Origin of the sequence: Haloarcula terrestris, assembly GCF_031624315.1 — an archaeon.
GTDB classification, from domain to species: domain Archaea; phylum Halobacteriota; class Halobacteria; order Halobacteriales; family Haloarculaceae; genus Haloarcula; species Haloarcula terrestris.
Genome location: NZ_JAMQOM010000006.1, coordinates 97,729 through 116,011, shown reverse-complemented (window position 1 = coordinate 116,011; position 18,283 = coordinate 97,729). Strand labels below are relative to the sequence as shown.

Below are 18,283 nucleotides of genomic sequence, written 5' to 3'. Positions count from 1 at the left end.
CGTTGGCGTACGGTAGATGGTCCTCGGCACTGACACGCGAGTCCTGACGCTCGCGTTCGCCCGGATGGCGGACGCGTTGGGCAACTCGTTTCTCATCATCGTCCTTCCCCTGTACATCGCCAGCGGGCAGGTGTCGCTTGCGGGCATCGTCGGCGAACAGATACTCGGGTTCACGCTCCAGACGGAGACGCTCATTGGCCTGGTGCTGTCCCTGTTTGGCCTGCTGAACAGTTTCGGCCAGCCCTTTACCGGGCGACTTTCGGATCGGACCGGACGGCGGCGGATTTTCGTCCTCACGGGGCTGGTCCTCTTTGCTATCGGCAGTGCGGCCTACCCGTTTCTTTCCTCGTACTGGACGGTGCTGGCCGCGCGGGCGTTTCAGGGACTCGGTGCGGCCTTTACGATTCCGGCGACGGTCGCGCTGGTCAACGACTACGCGGCGAGTGACGCCGAGCGCGGCGGGAACTTCGGCGTGTTCAACACCTTCCGGCTCATCGGCTTTGGCTTCGGGCCGATCATCGCTGGCGTCGTCATCACGGGCGGACTCGCGGCCAACGACGTGGTAACCTACCGGGTCGCCGGCTTCTCGATGTCAGGCTTCACCGCCGCCTTCGCTATCGCCGTGCTGGGCGCTGTTGTGAGCTTCGTCCTCGTGTGGGCGCTGATTCGGGACCCGCCGTTCGAGGCCGAGGCGGGCCAGAATCTCTCGATAGCGGTTCTGGACCGAAACGGAGAGGGACTGGACTCGGTGTTCGTCCTCGGCGTGGGCACGTTCATGATGGCGACCACCATCGCCCTGTTCGCCACGCTCGAAGGGCCGATCCGGATGCGGCTGGACGAGTCGACCCTGTTTTTCAGCGTTCAGTTCGCCGCCGTCGTCATCGCGAACGTCGTCTTTCAGGTCCCAATCGGCCGGGCGAGCGACCGCTTCGGCCGCCGACCGTTCATCGTCGCCGGCTTCGTCGTCCTCGTCCCGTCGGTGTTCGCACAGGGTATCGTGACAGGCCCGTGGTCCATGCTGCTGGCACGGTTCATCCAGGGTATCGCCGTCGCACTTGTGTTCGCCCCGTCGCTCGCACTCGCTGGTGATCTTGCTGGCGCGCGCGGCTCCGGGACGACGTTGTCCGTCCTGACGATGGCGTTCGGCCTCGGCGTCGCTATCGGACCGCTGGCGTCGGGCCTGCTGTACAATCTCGGGTCATTCAGTACGCCCTTTACCGCCGGTGCCGCGCTCGCGTTCGTCGGCCTCGTTCTGACGTACACGCAGGTCGAGGAGACGCTGGACCTCGGGCAAGAGCCGGAGCAGCCGGCACCCCAGGACTGAACCGAGGGAGTGCGGTCAGTCACCCGCCCGCCGGAACCACCTGACAGATCCTCCTGATCGGAATCATTAGGATGCACGATTTCATACAATGGTGCATGTTCACAGACCGCTCGGATGCGGCGCAACAGCTCGTGACCGCGCTGCGCCAGCGGGATGTCGCCGGCGATGTCGTCGTCGCCCCTGCACCGAACGGCGTCCCCGTCGGTAACGTGGTCGCCGACGCGAAAGGGACGCCAATGAATGTCATTGTAATACAGCGCATACAAGCGCCCGACCACCCGGAGTTGACCATCGGCGCGGTCGCACCGGGCGGGTTCTCCTGGATCAACACCCCGATGCTGCGGTTCCTGGACGTGAACTGGGAGTACGTCCAGGAGGCCAAAACCCACGCGAGCGATACCGTCGAGACCCGAGCGGTCGCCTACGGAGAGACGTGGGGGCCGCTGGACGTGTCCGGCAAGCAGGTCCTGCTGGTCGACGACGGGATTCCGACGGGTGCGGTGATGCGCGTCGCTACCCAACGCCTGCGAAAAGCGGGCGCTGCGGAGGTTATCGCCGCTGCCCCCGTCGCACCGCCGGACGTGCTTGAGGAAGTGCGGCGGTGGACTGACGACGTGGTCGTCCCGCTGCAACCGACGGCGTTCCAGTCGACGGCGGAGTACTACGAGGAGTTCAGTCGGATGACCGACGAGGAAGCGACGACGGCGTTGTCGGACATCGTTCAGTCGCAGTCGGCCTGAGAGCAGTGCCAGCCGGTCTCAGACCAGCCGTTCGACCGTCTCCCGCACGGCCCGCGCGGCGGTCCGCACTTCTGAAAGACGGACGTACTCGCGTTTCGAGTGAGCGACAGCGCCCACCTCGTCGCTCAGATCGCCGGGGCCAAACACTACGGTCGGACCGTTTTCAGCAAAATATGAGGCCTCCGTCGCGGCCCCGAACTGCCGGACGCCGCCGCCGCTGGCGTCCTGTAGCGTGCGGACGAGTTCCGCGTCGGCATCGGTCGCAAACGCTTCGGGGAACGGCGTGTCCGGCCGGATGAGTTCCACGGAGAGGCCCATCGACTCCGGGAGCCACTGTTCGAGGTGGGCCTGGAGGTCGGCACAGAACGATTCGCTCGTCTCCGGCGGGACGCTCCGCCGGTCGAACGTGATGGTACACTCTGCCGGGACCTGATTGGTCGCCTCGCCGCCTTCCACCATCGACGGCGTAAGGATTGGGTAGCCAAGCGTCTCGTGCTCACCAGGCCCTTTCTTGTCGTCATAGCTCTCCATTGCCTGCAGTATCGGCGCGGCGGCCCGAATCGCGTTGTGGCCGCTGCCGGGGTCAGCGGCGTGGGCGCTTTCGCCGTGGATGGTGACCGTCCCCTCGAACTGGCCGCGGGCGGCGGTACACACGTCGAGGCCGGTCGGCTCACCGATGATGTAGCCATCGGCGTCGATGGTGTCCGCGAGGTGTGCACCGCCGGTCTGAGTCGTCTCCTCGTCGGTGGAGATCGCCAGCGTGACCCGGCCATCGTCGGGCGTGACGGTGAGAAAGGCATCGAGGAGAGCCGCCAGCGGCCCCTTTGCGTCGCAGGCCCCGCGGCCACAGACGATGTCGCCGTCTCCGTTGCCGCCAGTGCCGTCGACAGTCTCGTCCGGTTCCGGCGGCTCCGTTCGCCGCTCGTAGGGCAGATGCGGCGGCACGGTGTCGATGTGCGTGTTGAGCAGGATGTGCGTCCCGTCGGGGTCGCCCCGCGAGGCGACGACGTTGCCGAGGTCGTCTCTCTCCGGGGACTCGCCGGCGTCTTCTAGCGTATCGACCAGCAGCGACCGCATCTCGTCGACGTGCTCGTGAGACGGCGTCTCGACGGCCTGCCGGTGGAACGTGGGGATGTCGAACGCCATCACTCCTCCATGCGGGTCACGTCCGCCAGGTCTTCCCGCTCCCGAACGACGCGCGTTTCGCCGCCCTCGAAGGCCACCTCGGCCGGCCGCGGCTGGGAGTGGAACTGGTTGGCCAGTTCGTAGCCGTACGCGCCGGCGTTGCCGATAGCGAGCAGATCGGTCCGCTCGGGCCGGGCGATGGGGCGGTCGGTACAGAACACGTCGGCGCTCGTACAGCAGGGGCCGCCGACGGACACCGGCTCGCTGTCGCGCTCGGGCGCGGTGACGTTGCGGATCGGATGATACGAGCCGAACATCGCCGGCCGGATGAGCGTCGCCAGCGAGGCGTCGACGCCGACGACGGTCGCCGCCGGGGTCTCCTTGACGGTGTTGACCTCGCTCAGAATCAGTTCGGCGTCGGCGACGACGTAGCGACCGGGTTCGAGTTTGACCTGCGCGTCGAGGTCCCCGACGGCCTCGCGGACCTTCTTGCCGACCACGTCCATGTCAAGCGGCTCGACGGTCTCGCGGTACGGCACGCCGAAGCCACCGCCGAAGTCGACAAAGTCCAGCTCCGCGCCGTCGGCGATGACTTCCCGGCCCATGTCGGCGACCTTGGCGATGGCCCGGCAGTGGTCGTCAAGGTCGTCGTGGAGGACGCCGCTGCCGGCGTGAGCGTGCAGACCCACGAGGTCGAAGCGCTCGCGCACGTCGGCCGCGACTTCGGGCACCTCGTCGTAGGGAATGCCGAACTTGGCATCTTTCCCGGTAGCGACCTTCTCGTGGTGGCCCGTCCCGATTCCGGGGTTGATGCGGATGGCGACCCGGCCGTCGTAGCCCCGTTCTTCGAGCCGGTCAAAGGTGTCCCGCGCGCCCGCCGTAATCGTCAGGCCGGGGTGGTCGGCGGCCAGGTCGACGGCGTAGTCGAGGTCACGATCCGGCGGATTGACGGCCGTGTACTGGAGCGTATCCGGGTCCGCGCCGGCGTCGATGGCCCGCTGGAGTTCCCCCCAGGCCGCACACTCGATATCGGCCCCCGTCTCAAGCAGTTTCGAGAGGACAGCCTGCCCGGTGTGGGCCTTTGCGGCGTACATGACGTGGGCGTCGGGAAACGCCCTGGCGAACCGCTCGTAGTTCTCGGCGACGCGGTCGAGGTCGACGGCGTACAGCGGCGTGCCGTACTCGGCGGCGACCGCCTCCAGGCGCTCGTGATCCCAGTCCGCGAGGCGGCGGACCGGCGGCGAGTCGTGGCTCATTGGGGAAACCACGGCGTCGGCGGCTAACAAGGGTTCCGTTTCAGGACACGCAACGCGGGTCTATCCCTCGGCCGCGACTGTCTCCGTCACCAACCCCTCCCGGGACAGGGCGTAGGCCGCGCCCAGAAGTAATCCGTACACCAGATGTGCGACGCCGACCGAGATGATGACGAGGAAGCTTCCGAGCATCCCCGGCAGCGGCACCAGCGGCTCGGGGAACGACTGGACGCCAAGCATGTTCATCGAAATAGGCAACAGAATCCCGGTCGAGACGAGTCCGATAGCGGCCGCGTACACGACGCCGGCGGCTACGCTCTCCGCTGTGGCTGCGGTCTGGTCCCGGAGAACGGGGCGGGAGATGATGACCGCAAATATCAGCCCCGCCACAACGCTGTTCACCAGGTGGACGACCCATCCGCCGAGGACCGTCGGCCAGCCGTACAGCGCCCCGATGAAGGGCATGAGGTTCGCGCCCGCGTGAAAGACGATTCCCATGCCGATGCCCGCGACTAGCCCGCTCGCCGCTCCGGCGACCCATCTGAACCGCACCAGGTTCGCAACGCGAGAGCTAGCGTGTTGCTGGCTCATACGAAATACTGTGTGTCATGGTACCAAATAACAGCCGATAGTGCAGCACCGGTAACGTGGCCTTACACGTTCGCTGGCTGTGAGAATCAGGCCCGAGTGGTTATGGCGGGGTGATTGATTGCTCGCGGGTCACTCCGTTCCCCGTCGTCGGGCGGCGATACCGCCCGACTGCCTGCGGGACCTTCGGTCCCGCTCCGCTCGCGTGTCGAGGTTCTTCGCTTCACTCAGAACCTCGCTACTCCACGGCTCCCGCCGGTCGCCGTTCCGCCGAGGGCCGCGCTTCGCGCGCCCCTCGCTGCTCACGGTTCGATTCGCTCACCGTTCGCATACCGAGAGCCGCTCCCTTCGGTCGCGCCTCTCGCTACTCCCGAAGCGCGTCTTCTCGCTCCGTCGCTTCGAGCGTCTCCTCCTCCACGTCAGTCGCCACGACGGCAGGCTTGTACGCGCCGCCGGGAATCAGATCGGACTCGCCGACCGAGGAGTCAACGAAGCGCTGGAAGGCGCGTCGCTCCGGCGGCAGTTCGCCGTACAGCACCTGGTCTTCGACGAGGTCGTAGACCGGAATCCGCGGGGTCAGGAGCGTGTTCTCGCCGACAATCGAACCCTCGCCGACGACAAAGCCGCTGGTGACGCGACAGCCAGCGCCCAGCGACACCTCGTCCTCAACGATGACGGGCGCGTTCTCGACCGGTTCGAGGACGCCGCCGATGAGCGTGTTCGCGCCGAGCTTGACGTTCTCGCCGATTTGCGCGCAGGAGCCGACGGTGTCACAGGAGTCGACGAGCGTCCCGTCGCCGACGTACGCCCCGATGTTGACGAAGGAGGGCGACATCATGATGCAGTCCTCGCCGAGATACGCGCCCCGGCGGATGGTCGTCCCGTCCGGCGTGTTTCGGGTCCCGCGCTCCCCGAGGTCCGTGGTCTCCCGCAGCGGAAGCACGTCGTGGTAGTCGACACCGCCGTACTCGCGGGCGACGGTCTCACGAAGGCCGAAGTTCAGTAGAATACCCTGTTTGACCCAGGCGTTTGCCTCCCACTCGCCGCCGGACTTCTCCGCGGCGCGGACCTCGCCGGCTTCCAGCGCTGCGAGGAACTCCTCGAGTACAGCGAGGTGGTCGTCGGTCGCGTCGGTCGCTGACAGGCCGTCCTGTTTCCGTTGCCAGAGATCGCCGATGTCGGCTTCGAGACTCATACCTCCCGGTTACCACGCCGGGGGCTTACCTATCGGGGGTTCGAGTTGGCTATGCTACTGTGACTCATTCCGCTGGTCGCGGCCCGCTCTTAGTCTGACCCGCGGCCGGGGATGTAGCCGCATTCGTGGCACATGCTGATTCGTGGGGCCGTTGCTTCGAATTCACTGGAACATCGCGGGCAGTCGGTCGCCGGCAATTGTACGTTTTGGTTCGTAGCCATACGAGAGAATCAGCAATTCCAACAGATAAGGCTACCCGTAATATTGAGAGAGGTGTTCGTGAGTGTATTATCGCATATTAATTTTCGCCGGATTCTGATTCGCGCTCTCAGGCGTCGACAACGTCACCGAAAGCGTACCAGCCGGCGTCGCGGCCGACGAGCCACGTCGCCGCGTCCAGCGCGCCGGCGGCGAACACACCGCGGTCCTCGGCCCGGTGGGACAGCGAGAGGACTTCGTCGTTGCCTGCTAGCACGAGTTCGTGTTCGCCGCGAATGTCGCCGGCCCGGCGGGCGAACACGCCGATTTCGTCCTCCTCGCGTGGGGCGTGTCCTTCCCGGCCGTACACTGGTTCCACGTCACGCTCCTCCTGAATGACCGCAAGGATGCTGTTGGCGGTGCCCGACGGCGCGTCGACCTTCCGGTTGTGGTGGGTCTCCATCAGTTCAAGGTCGTAGTCTTCGAGCGTCCCGACGGCCTCCCGGACGAGTCGCTGGAGGACCTGAATCCCCTGGGAGAAGTTGGCCGCCTTCAGCAGTGGAATCGAATCGCTGGCGTCGTTCAGGCGGGCCATCCCGTCCTCGTCGAAGCCGGTGGTTCCGACGACCATCGGGACGCCCGCCTCGACACAGGCCTCGGCGACAGTCAGTGCACCGTCGGGGATGGCGAAATCGACCACGGCGTCCACGTCGTACTCCCGGAGCGCCGCGGCGGCATCGGCCGGGTGGACGACCGGGACGCCGTCGACCGTGTCCGTATCGCTGGTCGCAAATCCGACCACGACTTCGCTGTCGGTGGCGGCCTCGATGACGGCCCCGCCCATCTGCCCGGTGACGCCGTTGACCGCCACCCGCGTCATCGCTCGGCCTCCGCGTACTCGTCTTCGAGGTCCTCGGTTTCGAGGCTCGCCAGCACGTCACGCAGGTGGTCGAGGTGTTCGTCAGACAGCCGAGTCAGCGGCGAGCGGAGGTACGCCGGCCCGTAGCCCCGAATCCGCATTGCCTCCTTGACTGGGATGGGGTTCGTCTCGACGAACAGCGCGCGGAACAGTGGGCCGAGTTCGTGATGGATCTGGCGGGCGCGCTCGAAGTCGCCCGACAGCGCCGCACCGACCATCGCGCAGGTGCGCTCCGGTTCGATGTTGGCCGAGACGGAGATACAGCCGGCCCCGCCGACCGACAGCATCGGCAGCGTCATGCCGTCGTCGCCGGACAGCACCGCGAAGTCCTCGTCCCGGGTGCGTTCGATGATCTCGGAGATCTGGTTCATGTCGCCGCTCGCGGCCTTGTAGGCCCGGATGTTCGGGTGCGAAGCGAGTTCGACTGCCGTCTCGGGCTCGATGTTCTGGCCCGTCCGCGAGGGGACGTTGTAGACGATCTGTGGCAGGTCGACGGCATCGGCCAGCGTCGTGTAGTGGTCGATGAACCCCTGCTGTTCGGGCTTGTTGTAGTACGGCGAGATGAGCAACAGGGCGTCAGCGCCCGCCTCAGCGGAGCGCTGGGACAGTTCCAGCGCTTCCTTGGTGTTGTTCGAGCCCGAGCCGGCGATGACCGGCACGTCGTCGACGGCGTCGATGACCGCCTCGACGGCCTCGATGTGTTCGTCGTGGGAGAGCGTCGCCGATTCGCCGGTCGAGCCGACGGGGACGAGGCCGTCAACGCCAGCGGATTCGAGCCGTTGTGCGTCCTCTTGGAGTGTTTCGAAGTCGATACTGCCGTCCTGATGGAACGGCGTGCACATCGCCGGGAACACGCCGCGGAAGTCGATTGCTGTCATTGCTGAGTGTGTGGTGTCGCTGTGGGTTAGGTTGTCCGGTCGGAGTCGGTACGGTCGCCGGCCGATGCCAGCGGCTGTTGTCTGTCAGGTGATCCGACCCGGGACGGAGTCGCCACGTCCGCCACGAGCCACTAAAACGTCGGTTTGCGTTTCGCGCGGACGACGCACTCACCGGGTGGCCACGGGGCAGTTCCGGACTGGCAGCGCCGTCGCATGGTCGAGATACCTCGTGTGACCGACTTAGCTTTTGTGTTCCCGCTGTGGCATATCGCTACCAGCAACGAAATCTGGACGTGAGGCCTGTCACATCGACACCATAGCAGTCCGTCTCAGGATCCCGAAACACCAGCGGTAGTGTGCCCGCAGGAACAGTTGCCTGAATTATAGTTATGCCTATATTCCACTTTTATATCCCGAAAGCATATTCCGGCCGATAGCCAACACCTGATATGACAGTTTCCCAGCCGGGACAGCGTGTGGCCGTACTGGCCGACGCGCAAAACCTCTATCACACTGCCCGGAGTCTCTACTCGCGGAACATCGACTACGACGCACTGCTGCAAGAGGCCGTCGACGACCGCGAACTGACCCGCGCTATCGCCTACGTCATCCGAGCGGATTCGCCCGAAGAAGAGACCTTTTTCGAAGCGCTGGTCGACATTGGCTTCGAGACGCGCATCAAAGACATCAAAACGTTTCAGGACGGGTCGAAGAAGGCCGACTGGGACGTGGGGATGAGCCTCGATGCCGTCTCGCTGGCGAATCACGTCGACACGGTGGTGCTCTGCACCGGCGACGGGGACTTCGCTCGCGTCTGTCGGTACCTCCGCCACGAGGGCTGTCGCGTCGAAGCGATGGGCTTCGAGGAGTCGTCCTCGGAGGACCTCAAAGCGGCCGTCGACGGGTTCATCGACATGAGTGACGACTCCGACCGGTTCCTCCTGTAGCGCGCCACTGCTGGGCGGTCGCTTTCTCCCGTGCCTACCTTCGGCCTGACTGTTTCGCAGAATCAGCTATTTTCGGTTGGCAGACGCACGGCTGGCCGTGTGTTGTGTGTCGGCAAAACAGTAGAACGCTAGCAGCGGTTAGACCGGGCGACCGCCTTCGGACGTTCCAATGAGGAGCGCCCCCGCAGCCATCCCCAGCGCTGCCAGCGCCCCGGCGGCGGCCGGGATGCCGATGTCGATTGCGCCTGTGCCAAGAATGAGCACGGTGCTGACTGCCAGCAGCACAGCGCCCAGAATCACTTTTCGCGTGTCCGTAGCCATATCACCCTTCTCTTGGGAGTCATCCGGTATAAATTTCCCCAAAACCACCCGAAACGAATGTGTTACACACCACCAACCCACACACAAATCCCTCCGAGACCGCGCCGGTCCGGCCCAGCCGAACGGGTTTCGCGGTCCACCTGCATAACTGAAGCAGCATATACATCCGCCCGTAGGGCTCCCCTTCAGTTGGGTCACACAGGTGACGTGTCGTCGCTTGCTGATGAAACACGTCGTGTCGGGATACCCTCACGGCTGACCGTCACGGGACAGCCGTGAGACGGAGACCCACCGCAGTTCCAGGCATCGTGGGCGATCCGTGACTGTGAAACGGACAGAGGCACACGCCCCGCATACTCGGGACGGGGCAATCGACGGAGCGAACCAATGGCATTCCGGTTCATGCTCCGTCATCTGGCACTCACAGCGCCGAGCCGTTGATTCGGTTCGGCCGGGGGGAGTGGCATTCCGGATCGTTTGATTCTCTGGCTCGTCTGTGGTTCAAGTAACACGGTCGGGCACAGTTCTCATTTCAGACACTGCGGGGACAGAACCGAAAGGCGGTTTATCACCCGGCATCGAACACGGGCCATGAGTGACGACGAGTTCCGTGGGCTCAGGCGCGCGGCCGACTACCAGTTCGGCGGCGGTGGCGGGACGGCGCTGTTCGCCGGCTCCGACGCCCTCGACGTAACACACACGAGTTCTGGCCGCCCGCGCCAGATCCACACCGCGGACGGCCGCGTCGCCACGTACGGCGACGACGGACGGTTCCGACTCGGCCTCGCCGGTGGGAGCCGACTCCTCGATGCCTTTGACGCACCGCGCCACCGTGTGGTCGTCGGCGACGAGAGCGAGCCGTTCATCCGCGAGGGCCGCAACGCCTTCGCGAAGTTCGTGCAGTCAGCCGACAGCGCCCTCCGACCGGGCGACGAGGCCCTCGTCGTCCACGCGGACGGCTATCTGCTCGCCGTCGGTCGGGCGGAACTGCCCGGCAGCGGCATGGACGACTTCGAAACGGGAATGGCCGTGAAGGTCCGGCAGGGCGCAGAGGACTGACAGAAAGCACTTGCCGCTCCCTTCGAGACGGACGATATGCGCCGCCGCACGTTCCTCGCCGCGCTTGCGCTCTCCCCAATCACCGGCTGTGCCGCGCCCAGCCAATCTGCCACGACATCGAGCGAGACGCCAGCAACATCCCCGACCACCACAGCGAAATCGTCGACAACGCCGACGGTGACGCCGCCCCCAGACGACCCGATTCTGTTCGTCGTCCACAACCCTACAGAGAGCGACCTGACCGTCTCCGTTACCCTCACGCACGACGGGACTTCGTTGATCGATGAGACGGTGGCGCTAGCGGCTGACGAAGCCGTGGAGTACGACCCCGGGATCCACACGCCCGGTGCGTACACGCTAACCGTCGCTGTCGACGGCGGGCCAACGAAGACCCGCGATCTCCCTATCGAGCGGTTCGACGTTGGGGCGGGGTCGAACCACTACGTAGAGATCTACGCGGACGAGATCCAGATCTTTGCGGAGGAGTAGTCACAGCACCAGCCCGGACTGCAAGAGCCAGACCAACACTGTGACCGTCACCGCGCTGGCGACGGTCGTCAGGAACACCGCCGCGCTGACGAGTTCGCCCGGTGAGTTCTCTCCAGTCTGGTGACTGAACGCGCCGACGAGGATGAGCGTCGTCACGCCGGTCGGCGTCGCAAGCAACAGGACGACCACCCGGGCGACCGTCTCGTTCTGGAAGCCGACGACGAGCACTGCGGCGAACGCGACCACCGGGGCCAACAGGAGTTTCATCGCGCTGGCGATGCCAACCGACCGGAAATCGCTGTCGCCGTCGACGTTCGACAGCTGAATCCCGAGAATGAGCAACATCACCGGAATCGAGGCATTGCCAAGCAGTTCGAGGGTCTGCATCACCGTCGATTCCGTGGGCGGCACTGCGCCGACCCATCGGAGCGCGAGCGCGACGACGACGGCGTAGACGAGTGGGACGCCGAACACACGGCGCATGTCCGCGAGCGGGCTGCTGCCGCTGCCCCGGGCGGCGATGTAGATGCCGACGGTGTAGAGCAACACGCCCTGTAGCGCGGTCACGAGGACGGCCGTACTGCGCCCGGTCGGACCGAAGGCGAAATCCGCCAGCGGGATGCCGAAGTTCCCGGTGTTGGGAAAGATACAGACGAGGACGAACGCGCCAAGCAGGGGTTCCGAATGTCCCGTGAGGCGGCCCACGCCCTCCGCGAGAAGGAGCATCGCCGCGGTGAACAGACCGACAGCGAAGACGACGCTCAGGATCGTACTGCCGGCCAGTGTCGACGTGGTCAGGCTGTGGACGACGAGCGCGGGCGCGAGGACGTACACCGTGATGGTGTTGAGCGCGTCTGGGTCCGTGCCTTTGACCCGGCCGAGCGCGAAGCCGGCCGCGGCGACCACGACGACCGGGAGGATGGCCGTGGCGAAGATAGACAGCAGTGACACGGCGGGGATGGACGGCCGAGCCTTAGAATCGTTACGAAGCACCGCGGGTGTGCCGGTTTCGACCGCACGACAGCTTTGGACCGCACCGAGCGCCGGCCCGAGCCCGGGTCGCTACGCTTTTCTGCCCTGCCCCGCCAGTCTTACGTATGTTTGGCGGAGGCGGCGGGATGAACCCGCGCAAGATGAAGCAGATGATGGAACAGATGGGCATCGACATGGACGACATCGATGCACAGGAAGTAATTATCCGCACACCGGACGAGGAACTCGTCTTCGACGACGCGGAGGTCCAGCTGATGGAAGCCCAGGGCCAGAAAACGTACCAGGTCGTCGGTGACCCCGAAAGCCGCGAACTCGGCTCCGGCGAGGGCTCGACCGCGGCGGCCGAGGACGATACCGACGAAAGCGGCAGCGACTCGGGCGTCGACGAGGACGACGTTGAACTCGTCGCCATGCGGGCCGGCGTCGACGAAGACACCGCGCGAGAGGCGCTGGAAGCCAACGACGGCGACCTCGCGGACGCGGTCGACGAACTGGAGTAACGTGGCGTATCTCTTCGTCCACGAGGACCGCGAGTACCTGCTGGACCCCGGCGAGCGGTTCGAATCCGATCTCGGCATTCTGGAGGTGCCCGAGGACGTGGAACCGGGCGACGTTGTCGAGACGCATCTGGGTACCGGTTTCACCGTCCGCCGGCTCCGCGGGCCGGACCTGTTTACCCACCTCGAACGGACCGGCGCGCCGATGATGCCCCGCGACGTTGGACTGGTCGTCGGCAAGACCGGGGTGGCCGCCGCGGACCGCGTCCTCGATGCCGGCACCGGGACCGGCATCCTCAGCGCGTACATGGGCCGCATCGGCGCTGACGTGGTGACCTACGAGCAGGACCCCGACTTCGCCGAGGTGGCGCGACAGAACATGGAAATCGCCGGCGTCGCGGACACTGTCGAGGTCCGGACCGGCGACATCACCGACGATCTCGACGCCCTCTCGGGCTTTGACGTGCTGACCCTCGACACCGAGGACGCCCCCACCGTGGTCGAGCGAACGCCCACGCTGCTGGAGCGGGGCGGATCGCTAGCGGTGTACTCCCCGTTCGTGGAGAACACGCGCGAGGTCGTAGCGACGGCCACCGAGGTCGGGCTCGACGGCGTCGAGACGCTCGACACCATCCAGCGGGAGATGGACTTCGACGACCGGGGGTCCCGCCCCTCGACCGGCGGCGTCGGCCACACCGGCTATCTGACGTTCGCGCGTCGGCCCTGAACTGACAGACTGCGGCGACCGACCCCTTTTCATTGGGTGCTGGTTTGATATGTCCCTGGCCCATCAATTCGAACGCATGAGTGAAACAGAAACGCCGTCGGAGACGACAACCTGGCCCGACCTCGCAATCGGACTGTACGACCGATTGACCGGACGTAACGCCGAAATAACGTACGACTTCGACGACATGGAAGTCGATGTCCCGAGCAAGGCCGGCGAGGACGCCGAACACGCCCGCTGGCGGGTCGACGGGACGCTCACTATCACGACACGCGACAACGACTGACAGTGGTCATCACGGCGAAGACGGTCGGTGATCTGTTCGACCTGCTCGAGCGAAAACCGGACCTCCTCGTCGACGCCGACCTGACGGTCGAGCGGGACGGGATCGCGTTCACCGTCCGCGGGTACGACGACCTCGTCGCCGTCGATCTGCCCTCTTTCGGGGCCGCATTTGCCCTCTGGCGGGATCGATCGGTCACGGGAACCGACGCCGCCACGGCACTTGCCGCCGCCGGGCTGACTGCCGAACTCCGGGTTCGCGGAGCGCCCGTCGCTCGGCTCGGGGAAGATGCTGTCCCGAGCAGGCTCGCAAAACGACTGGGTCTCGGCCCGATAGAACTGTTCGTTGACGGCGCGCTTCTGGCACTTACGCCACAGCGCGAATGAGGTCCAGCAGTTCGGCCCGGTAGTCCGACGGCGTTTGCCGGAGCGTTTCCGGCGGCTCCTCGATATTCAGGAGCGTCGCAAGGGACTGGTCGGGGTACGCCCCGGCAGCGATACGGAACCCCCTGCCGTGCCAGACGCCGACCCAGCCAGTGATCGACAGCGTCGCGTCGACCGCTTCCAGGTCGAGTTCGGCGCTGTATGTCCGGAGCCGGGCGCGGTCGCCGCTGTCCACGCGGACTCGCTCTCTCCGTCCGCGTTCGATGGACTCAAACCCTCTGTCGGCCAGTTCGTCGGCGAAGGCCGACTGGGCCTCCGACCGGACCGTCGGTAGAATCATCGCCGGCCCGATACCCGGTGCCAGCGGCGGCGTAAACGACAGTGCAGTCGCGAAGAAGAACCGCCACTGGTGGTCGAACCCAACCGCGTCCCGGACGGCCTCGCGTGTCTCGGCCGCGTCGTACACCTTCGTCGCGCCCTCGACGCGAGCCGTCGGCAGCTTGAAGACGGTTTCGACGCTCTCGTCGACGAGCTCCCAGCCGCCGTCGCGCAGTCGGTCCGTAGGTACGTCCGGGAACGCGGGATCAGCGGGCACGGTCCGGCCTCAGTGGTCGTCCTCGCGCCACTTGTGCTCGCACTCGGTACAGGTGAAAAAGCGCGTCTCGGATTCGTCAGCCGCGCGGATCTGCTTCATCTCGTAGAAGGCGCGCTCGTTGCCACACTCGGGACAGCGGGCACCCGTCGTCGGCCCCATGTCCTCGGCGTCAACCTCGGAGGTGTCGACGATTTCCGACTCCTCCTGGCCCTGCGTGGTGACGGCCATCTCCTGTTCGGCCTCGGCGTTCCGAGCTTTCTCGTACCCGCAGCTGCCACAGACCCAGCTTTCGTCCTCCGTTTTCATCATCGAACCGCATTCGTCGCAAAACTCCATTGTAGTACCACCGTTTGCCTGCCGACCGTGTTAAACGCCCGGGTTCGCCGTCGCCGTCATAACAGTCTGGTCCTGTGTGGGAGCGACGAACCGCAAAACCGCAGCCTCAGTCGTTGCGGACCCACGCCGAACAGGCGTCCATATCGTCCATCACCTCGCCGTGCAACGAGCAGTACGGCTCGATGTCGTCGTCCTGCATCACGTACTGGAAGTGCCGGCAGTTGCCGCAGTAGGTGTCCGGTTCGCCCTGATGGACCGCCGTCTCGGTAATCGTGTCGTGGCCAGTCGTCGCCGTCCCGCCGTCAGTCGACGTGGACGCTTCCGGGCCGGCCTCAGCTATCGCCGGGTCGAGCGCGTTCTCGGAGGGACCGGAGCGCCCCGTCCCGTTCGAGGACGTGTTCCCCCGGCCGGTGCCCGAGCGAGCCGACGTATCGGCGGCCGCTCGACGGTCCGATTGACGCCCCGTCGCCGTTCCGCTATCGGACTGTCGCTGTGACTGTGTGGTGCGGTCAGACCGCTTGTCACTCGCCCGCTGGCGACCGCGGCCCGCGGCCGATTGTGCCCCACCCGAGCGCTGTCCGGTTCCGCCGTCGCTGACAGCGCCGTTGTCGGGCGTCCCCGGCCGGTTCGTCTGAGTCTCGACCCCGCCGTCCGGGTCCTGTCCGAAAAAGCCGATGCCGCCCAGCCCCGGAATCGACCGGGCTTCCTCGACGAGGCGGATCGTCCCCTCCTCCGTCACTTCCATGCGCGCCGTCCCGCCGGGATCGTTCCGCGTCTTGAACGTCGCGAGCGACGCGAACAGACACCAGAACGTCGTCACGATGCCAGCGAAGTAGATGATGCCGGTCAGCAGCGCCAACAGCGGGTCGCTGCTGGTCCAGTTGTAGGGGTACAGCGACTGGAACAGGCCGACGCCACCCATCGCGACGCCCGTTCCGCCGAGCGCCGTCAGCCGAATCCGGCGACTCGCCGGCAACACCGCGAACACGCCGAGGATGACCGCCGGCAGCCCGAGTCCGGCGATGATTCCGGCGAGCCGCCTGGCGGCGTAGGCGTCCAGCCCGTATGTGGTGCCGACATCCGTCGTCGCGAGCGTGATCGCCCCGACGAGTCCGGCGGCACCCGCCAGAAACAGGGCTGTCCCGACGAGTTGCTGGCGACGCGATGCGACGCGCCCAACCTCCCCTTCGTACACGTCGGTGAGACTAGTCATGCACTATACTACCGTTACATCAGATAAAACTACCCGTCAGACAGCCGCATGACGCGGGCACGCGCGAGCAGAGCGCGCAGAGGCTCGTTGTCGTGACGCCTCTGGCACGCGAGCGGTTCCGAAAGCACTAATCGGACCCGCGGGCACAGTTCGGGTATGAGCGACGACGAAAGCGAAGAAGCCGAAGAGCCGGCCGTCGAACTCGGTGACGGCTCCAACGTGGCCGGTGCGCCGCTGGCCCGCGTCTCGGCCCGGCTCACCTGGGGCATCGAACATAGCACTATCGTGGACCGCGAGGGAGACACGACGATCCGCACGCCTGACGGCCCACAGGCGCTCGCAACGGTGCTTGAGGACGTTGATGTGCCATACTTCTCCGACCGCCAGGAATTCGAGAGCGCAGTCCGAGCTGTCATCGGGACCGGCCCGATCCCGACCGAATGAGCGGCTAGCGGACTTCTATCGGTGCCGGCAGAGCCATACTGGCAAGTCTAACCGCAGACAGCGTCCCATCGAAATGTGATTCAGTGACTTATTCGGAGTGCTGAACATCGCGTGTGAACCACAGGCTTTGACACCGTCTGTTGCGGAAACAGCGTGTGTTCCATCGTAGTGGCCTGTCATGGAAAGAGCGAATTGCGTTCGCTGTCTGGGGAATCGGGGTAATCGTCGTCCTCCGCCTTCTGTACGACGTATTCGGGGTAGAAGGGCGCGAATTAGCTATCGCGGCTATGGTTCTGTTCTTCGGTTCGTTCTACGGCGTGTTCATGCCTGTCTGGCGGCGGGTCTCCGACGAGTGACTCGAGACACAGAGACTGTGTGAATACCCGAAGCGACGCAGTTTAGAATGCTATCGCACCGGCGGAAAACACGGGATTGGAAGCGGTGTTACCGCATATTTTCAAGCGCATATACCGTATCGGAGATCAGCCACTCCGTCTCACAGTCGGTGTGTTCGATGCTGAGCGCGTTGAACGTCTCTCGTCCGTCGTCAACTGTGATCTCGAACGCTCGGCTACGCAGCGACTCCGGCTGGGGACGCGGTGGGGACACACGTACCTCTCATAGAGTGGGACCGATAAACGAGTCGATTCGGGGCGAGAGGGCTGGAACGGACCGATTGGCCGCCGTCTGTCGATTTGTTAGGATTCGACTTGATCGGTCACTTCGGCTCTACCGCGGCGCTTGCCAAAGAGGTACGCGGCAACGATGAGCGCGAGGGGGACGACCAGGAACAGCCCCATCATGATGAGAAGGATGACCAGTTCGACGGCTCCAGGCATACCGGGAAACAGGAGGAGGACCATACCCCACCTACACCGCCCTGTCGCAAAAATCCAACCCACAGCCGGTCAGTGTCAGTACAGATACCTCCAAACGGGACCGGGGTCACACCGGCGGTCCTGCGCTAGACGTGTGGCTCCGGTAGCAGATCCTCGAACGCCTGGGCGTCCAGCCACTCACAGAGCCTGACGAGCTGTTCGGTCGCGGCCTCGAACATCTCCGCGCCCTTCTCGGCCGAGGCGTCGGTCTGGTCGCCCAGGACTCCGTTGCCGGTGTTGTCGGCAGCGTCGTAGAAGGTCCGCGAACCGAACCTCTCCGTGTTTGCCGCTTCGACACTCGGGACCCCACCATCGCGTGCGTCTTCGAGGCGGTCGTCGTGAACCAGCTCTGACCGCAGGTGTTGTATCATGGCCGTTTCTTTCGGCCCGCCGTGGGGACCGTTTTGCTCGAACAGGTCGTCAACGAGCTCCGGGATGCTCTCGTCCCACATCCACTCGATGGCGTACAGCACCTCGTCGTCGCGGAGCCGACGACCGACTTCCCGGAGGTGTTCGATGTTCCCGCCGTGGGCGTTCACGTAGATGACGCGGTCGATACCGTGGTACGCCAGGTTCCGGGTAAAGGACTCGACGTAATCCCGAAACACCGGCGCGTCGACCCACATCGTCCCGTTGAACTGTCTGTGGTGGGGACTCACGCCGACGTTGATCGTCGGCGTACAGAGATACCCCGTCCTGTCGGCGGCCTCCCGAGCGAAGGCCTCCCCGATGAGATGGTCCGTCGCCAGCGGGAGATGCGGTCCGTGTTGCTCGGTCGACCCGAGCGGGACGAGCGCCAGCGACTCGGTTTCGAAATACTCGCCGAGGTCCGGCCAGGTCTCGTCGGCAAGGTACATACGAGGTGGTGGTGACGGGCGCGTCTTGAATCTGTGCTTCT

At 65.3% G+C, this 18,283-nt stretch carries 24 protein-coding genes; 10 read left to right on the top strand and 14 right to left on the bottom strand.

All coding sequences use genetic code 11. The features are described from left to right. Window positions 1-16 precede the first annotated feature (16 nt). A complete protein-coding gene (locus NDI54_RS14955) occupies window positions 17-1,324 on the top strand; it encodes an MFS transporter (protein ID WP_310897239.1) in 1,308 nt (435 codons plus the stop codon). Between the two features lie 95 nt (window positions 1,325-1,419). Further along, window positions 1,420-2,064, top strand: coding sequence for a phosphoribosyltransferase (locus NDI54_RS14950; protein WP_310897238.1), 645 nt, complete (start codon window positions 1,420-1,422; stop codon window positions 2,062-2,064). Window positions 2,065-2,082: 18 nt separating this feature from the next. Here NDI54_RS14950 and NDI54_RS14945 read toward each other — a convergent pair whose 3' ends face one another. The 6 genes from NDI54_RS14945 to dapA all read right to left on the bottom strand — a co-directional run bounded on the left by NDI54_RS14945 (window position 2,083) and on the right by dapA (window position 8,220). Beyond that, window positions 2,083-3,210: a M20 family metallopeptidase gene (locus NDI54_RS14945; RefSeq protein WP_310897237.1), complete on the bottom strand. Its 1,128-nt coding sequence runs from the start codon at window positions 3,208-3,210 to the stop codon at window positions 2,083-2,085. After that, entirely contained in the window at window positions 3,210-4,445 is a 1,236-nt protein-coding gene (gene lysA / locus NDI54_RS14940; protein ID WP_310897236.1) for a diaminopimelate decarboxylase, read from the bottom strand. Before lysA ends, NDI54_RS14945 begins: the two co-directional genes overlap by 1 nt. A 60-nt stretch (window positions 4,446-4,505) precedes the next feature. Beyond that, window positions 4,506-5,033 carry a hypothetical protein gene (locus NDI54_RS14935; RefSeq protein ID WP_310897235.1) on the bottom strand — a complete coding sequence of 176 codons (528 nt, stop codon included), beginning with the start codon at window positions 5,031-5,033 and terminating at the stop codon, window positions 4,506-4,508. A 361-nt stretch (window positions 5,034-5,394) separates the two neighbouring features. Then, window positions 5,395-6,225, bottom strand: a complete 831-nt coding sequence (locus NDI54_RS14930; protein ID WP_310897234.1) for a 2,3,4,5-tetrahydropyridine-2,6-dicarboxylate N-succinyltransferase — start codon at window positions 6,223-6,225, stop codon at window positions 5,395-5,397. A 328-nt stretch (window positions 6,226-6,553) separates the two neighbouring features. Continuing rightward, the gene (gene dapB, locus NDI54_RS14925) at window positions 6,554-7,303 is read right to left on the bottom strand and encodes a 4-hydroxy-tetrahydrodipicolinate reductase (RefSeq protein ID WP_310897233.1); all 750 of its coding nucleotides are present in this window, start codon (window positions 7,301-7,303) and stop codon (window positions 6,554-6,556) included. After that, on the bottom strand, window positions 7,300-8,220 hold the full coding sequence (dapA, locus tag NDI54_RS14920) for a 4-hydroxy-tetrahydrodipicolinate synthase (protein WP_310897232.1): 921 nt from the start codon (window positions 8,218-8,220) through the stop codon (window positions 7,300-7,302). The genes dapB and dapA overlap by 4 nt, the downstream gene beginning before the upstream one ends. Window positions 8,221-8,669: 449 nt before the next feature. Here dapA and NDI54_RS14915 point away from each other — a divergent pair, with 449 nt between their 5' ends. Further along, the gene (locus tag NDI54_RS14915; protein ID WP_310897231.1) at window positions 8,670-9,167 is read left to right on the top strand and encodes a LabA-like NYN domain-containing protein; all 498 of its coding nucleotides are present in this window, start codon (window positions 8,670-8,672) and stop codon (window positions 9,165-9,167) included. A gap of 138 nt (window positions 9,168-9,305) precedes the next feature. Here NDI54_RS14915 and NDI54_RS14910 read toward each other — a convergent pair whose 3' ends face one another. After that, on the bottom strand, window positions 9,306-9,488 hold the full coding sequence (locus tag NDI54_RS14910) for a hypothetical protein (protein WP_310897230.1): 183 nt from the start codon (window positions 9,486-9,488) through the stop codon (window positions 9,306-9,308). 591 nt (window positions 9,489-10,079) lie between these two features. Between NDI54_RS14910 and NDI54_RS14905 the strand changes: the two genes are divergently transcribed. Together NDI54_RS14905 and NDI54_RS14900 are read left to right on the top strand one after the other, a co-directional pair. Beyond that, window positions 10,080-10,547, top strand: coding sequence for a PUA domain-containing protein (locus NDI54_RS14905; protein ID WP_310897229.1), 468 nt, complete (start codon window positions 10,080-10,082; stop codon window positions 10,545-10,547). A 36-nt stretch (window positions 10,548-10,583) separates the two neighbouring features. Continuing rightward, on the top strand, window positions 10,584-11,036 hold the full coding sequence (locus tag NDI54_RS14900; protein ID WP_310897228.1) for a hypothetical protein: 453 nt from the start codon (window positions 10,584-10,586) through the stop codon (window positions 11,034-11,036). Here the strand turns inward: NDI54_RS14900 and NDI54_RS14895 are convergent, their stop codons facing one another. After that, window positions 11,037-11,987, bottom strand: coding sequence for an AEC family transporter (locus NDI54_RS14895; protein WP_310897227.1), 951 nt, complete (start codon window positions 11,985-11,987; stop codon window positions 11,037-11,039). A gap of 146 nt (window positions 11,988-12,133) precedes the next feature. Here NDI54_RS14895 and NDI54_RS14890 point away from each other — a divergent pair, with 146 nt between their 5' ends. The 4 genes from NDI54_RS14890 (at window position 12,134) to NDI54_RS14875 (ending at window position 13,922) form a co-directional block, all read left to right on the top strand. Then, a complete protein-coding gene (locus tag NDI54_RS14890; RefSeq protein ID WP_310897226.1) occupies window positions 12,134-12,529 on the top strand; it encodes a nascent polypeptide-associated complex protein in 396 nt (131 codons plus the stop codon). 1 nt (window position 12,530) lies between these two features. After that, window positions 12,531-13,253 carry a methyltransferase domain-containing protein gene (locus NDI54_RS14885; protein ID WP_310897225.1) on the top strand — a complete coding sequence of 241 codons (723 nt, stop codon included), beginning with the start codon at window positions 12,531-12,533 and terminating at the stop codon, window positions 13,251-13,253. Window positions 13,254-13,329: 76 nt separating this feature from the next. Further along, window positions 13,330-13,539 (top strand): hypothetical protein, encoded by a 210-nt coding sequence (locus tag NDI54_RS14880; protein ID WP_310897224.1) that lies wholly within the window; start codon window positions 13,330-13,332, stop codon window positions 13,537-13,539. A 2-nt stretch (window positions 13,540-13,541) separates the two neighbouring features. Continuing rightward, window positions 13,542-13,922, top strand: coding sequence for a hypothetical protein (locus NDI54_RS14875; protein WP_310897223.1), 381 nt, complete (start codon window positions 13,542-13,544; stop codon window positions 13,920-13,922). Here NDI54_RS14875 and NDI54_RS14870 read toward each other — a convergent pair. The 3 genes from NDI54_RS14870 to NDI54_RS14860 all read right to left on the bottom strand — a co-directional run bounded on the left by NDI54_RS14870 (window position 13,903) and on the right by NDI54_RS14860 (window position 16,063). Then, window positions 13,903-14,514 (bottom strand): hypothetical protein, encoded by a 612-nt coding sequence (locus NDI54_RS14870; RefSeq protein WP_310897222.1) that lies wholly within the window; start codon window positions 14,512-14,514, stop codon window positions 13,903-13,905. The two genes, NDI54_RS14875 and NDI54_RS14870, sit on opposite strands and share 20 nt — an antisense overlap. 9 nt (window positions 14,515-14,523) lie before the next feature. Next, window positions 14,524-14,850 carry a transcription factor S gene (locus NDI54_RS14865; protein ID WP_310897221.1) on the bottom strand — a complete coding sequence of 109 codons (327 nt, stop codon included), beginning with the start codon at window positions 14,848-14,850 and terminating at the stop codon, window positions 14,524-14,526. Window positions 14,851-14,956: 106 nt separating this feature from the next. After that, window positions 14,957-16,063, bottom strand: a complete 1,107-nt coding sequence (locus NDI54_RS14860) for a DUF7139 domain-containing protein (RefSeq protein ID WP_310897220.1) — start codon at window positions 16,061-16,063, stop codon at window positions 14,957-14,959. A 156-nt stretch (window positions 16,064-16,219) separates the two neighbouring features. On the opposite strand from NDI54_RS14860, the gene NDI54_RS14855 reads away from it, so the two are divergent. Next, window positions 16,220-16,507, top strand: coding sequence for a DUF5789 family protein (locus NDI54_RS14855; protein WP_310897219.1), 288 nt, complete (start codon window positions 16,220-16,222; stop codon window positions 16,505-16,507). 444 nt (window positions 16,508-16,951) lie between these two features. Here NDI54_RS14855 and NDI54_RS14850 read toward each other — a convergent pair whose 3' ends face one another. From NDI54_RS14850 to NDI54_RS14840, 3 genes are all read right to left on the bottom strand, one after another. Then, window positions 16,952-17,116, bottom strand: a complete 165-nt coding sequence (locus tag NDI54_RS14850) for a hypothetical protein (protein ID WP_310897218.1) — start codon at window positions 17,114-17,116, stop codon at window positions 16,952-16,954. 89 nt (window positions 17,117-17,205) lie between these two features. Further along, complete coding sequence (locus NDI54_RS14845; protein ID WP_310897217.1) at window positions 17,206-17,370, bottom strand: hypothetical protein; 165 nt, start codon at window positions 17,368-17,370, stop codon at window positions 17,206-17,208. 101 nt (window positions 17,371-17,471) lie between these two features. Then, complete coding sequence (locus tag NDI54_RS14840; protein WP_310897216.1) at window positions 17,472-18,242, bottom strand: creatininase family protein; 771 nt, start codon at window positions 18,240-18,242, stop codon at window positions 17,472-17,474. Window positions 18,243-18,283: the final 41 nt, after the last annotated feature.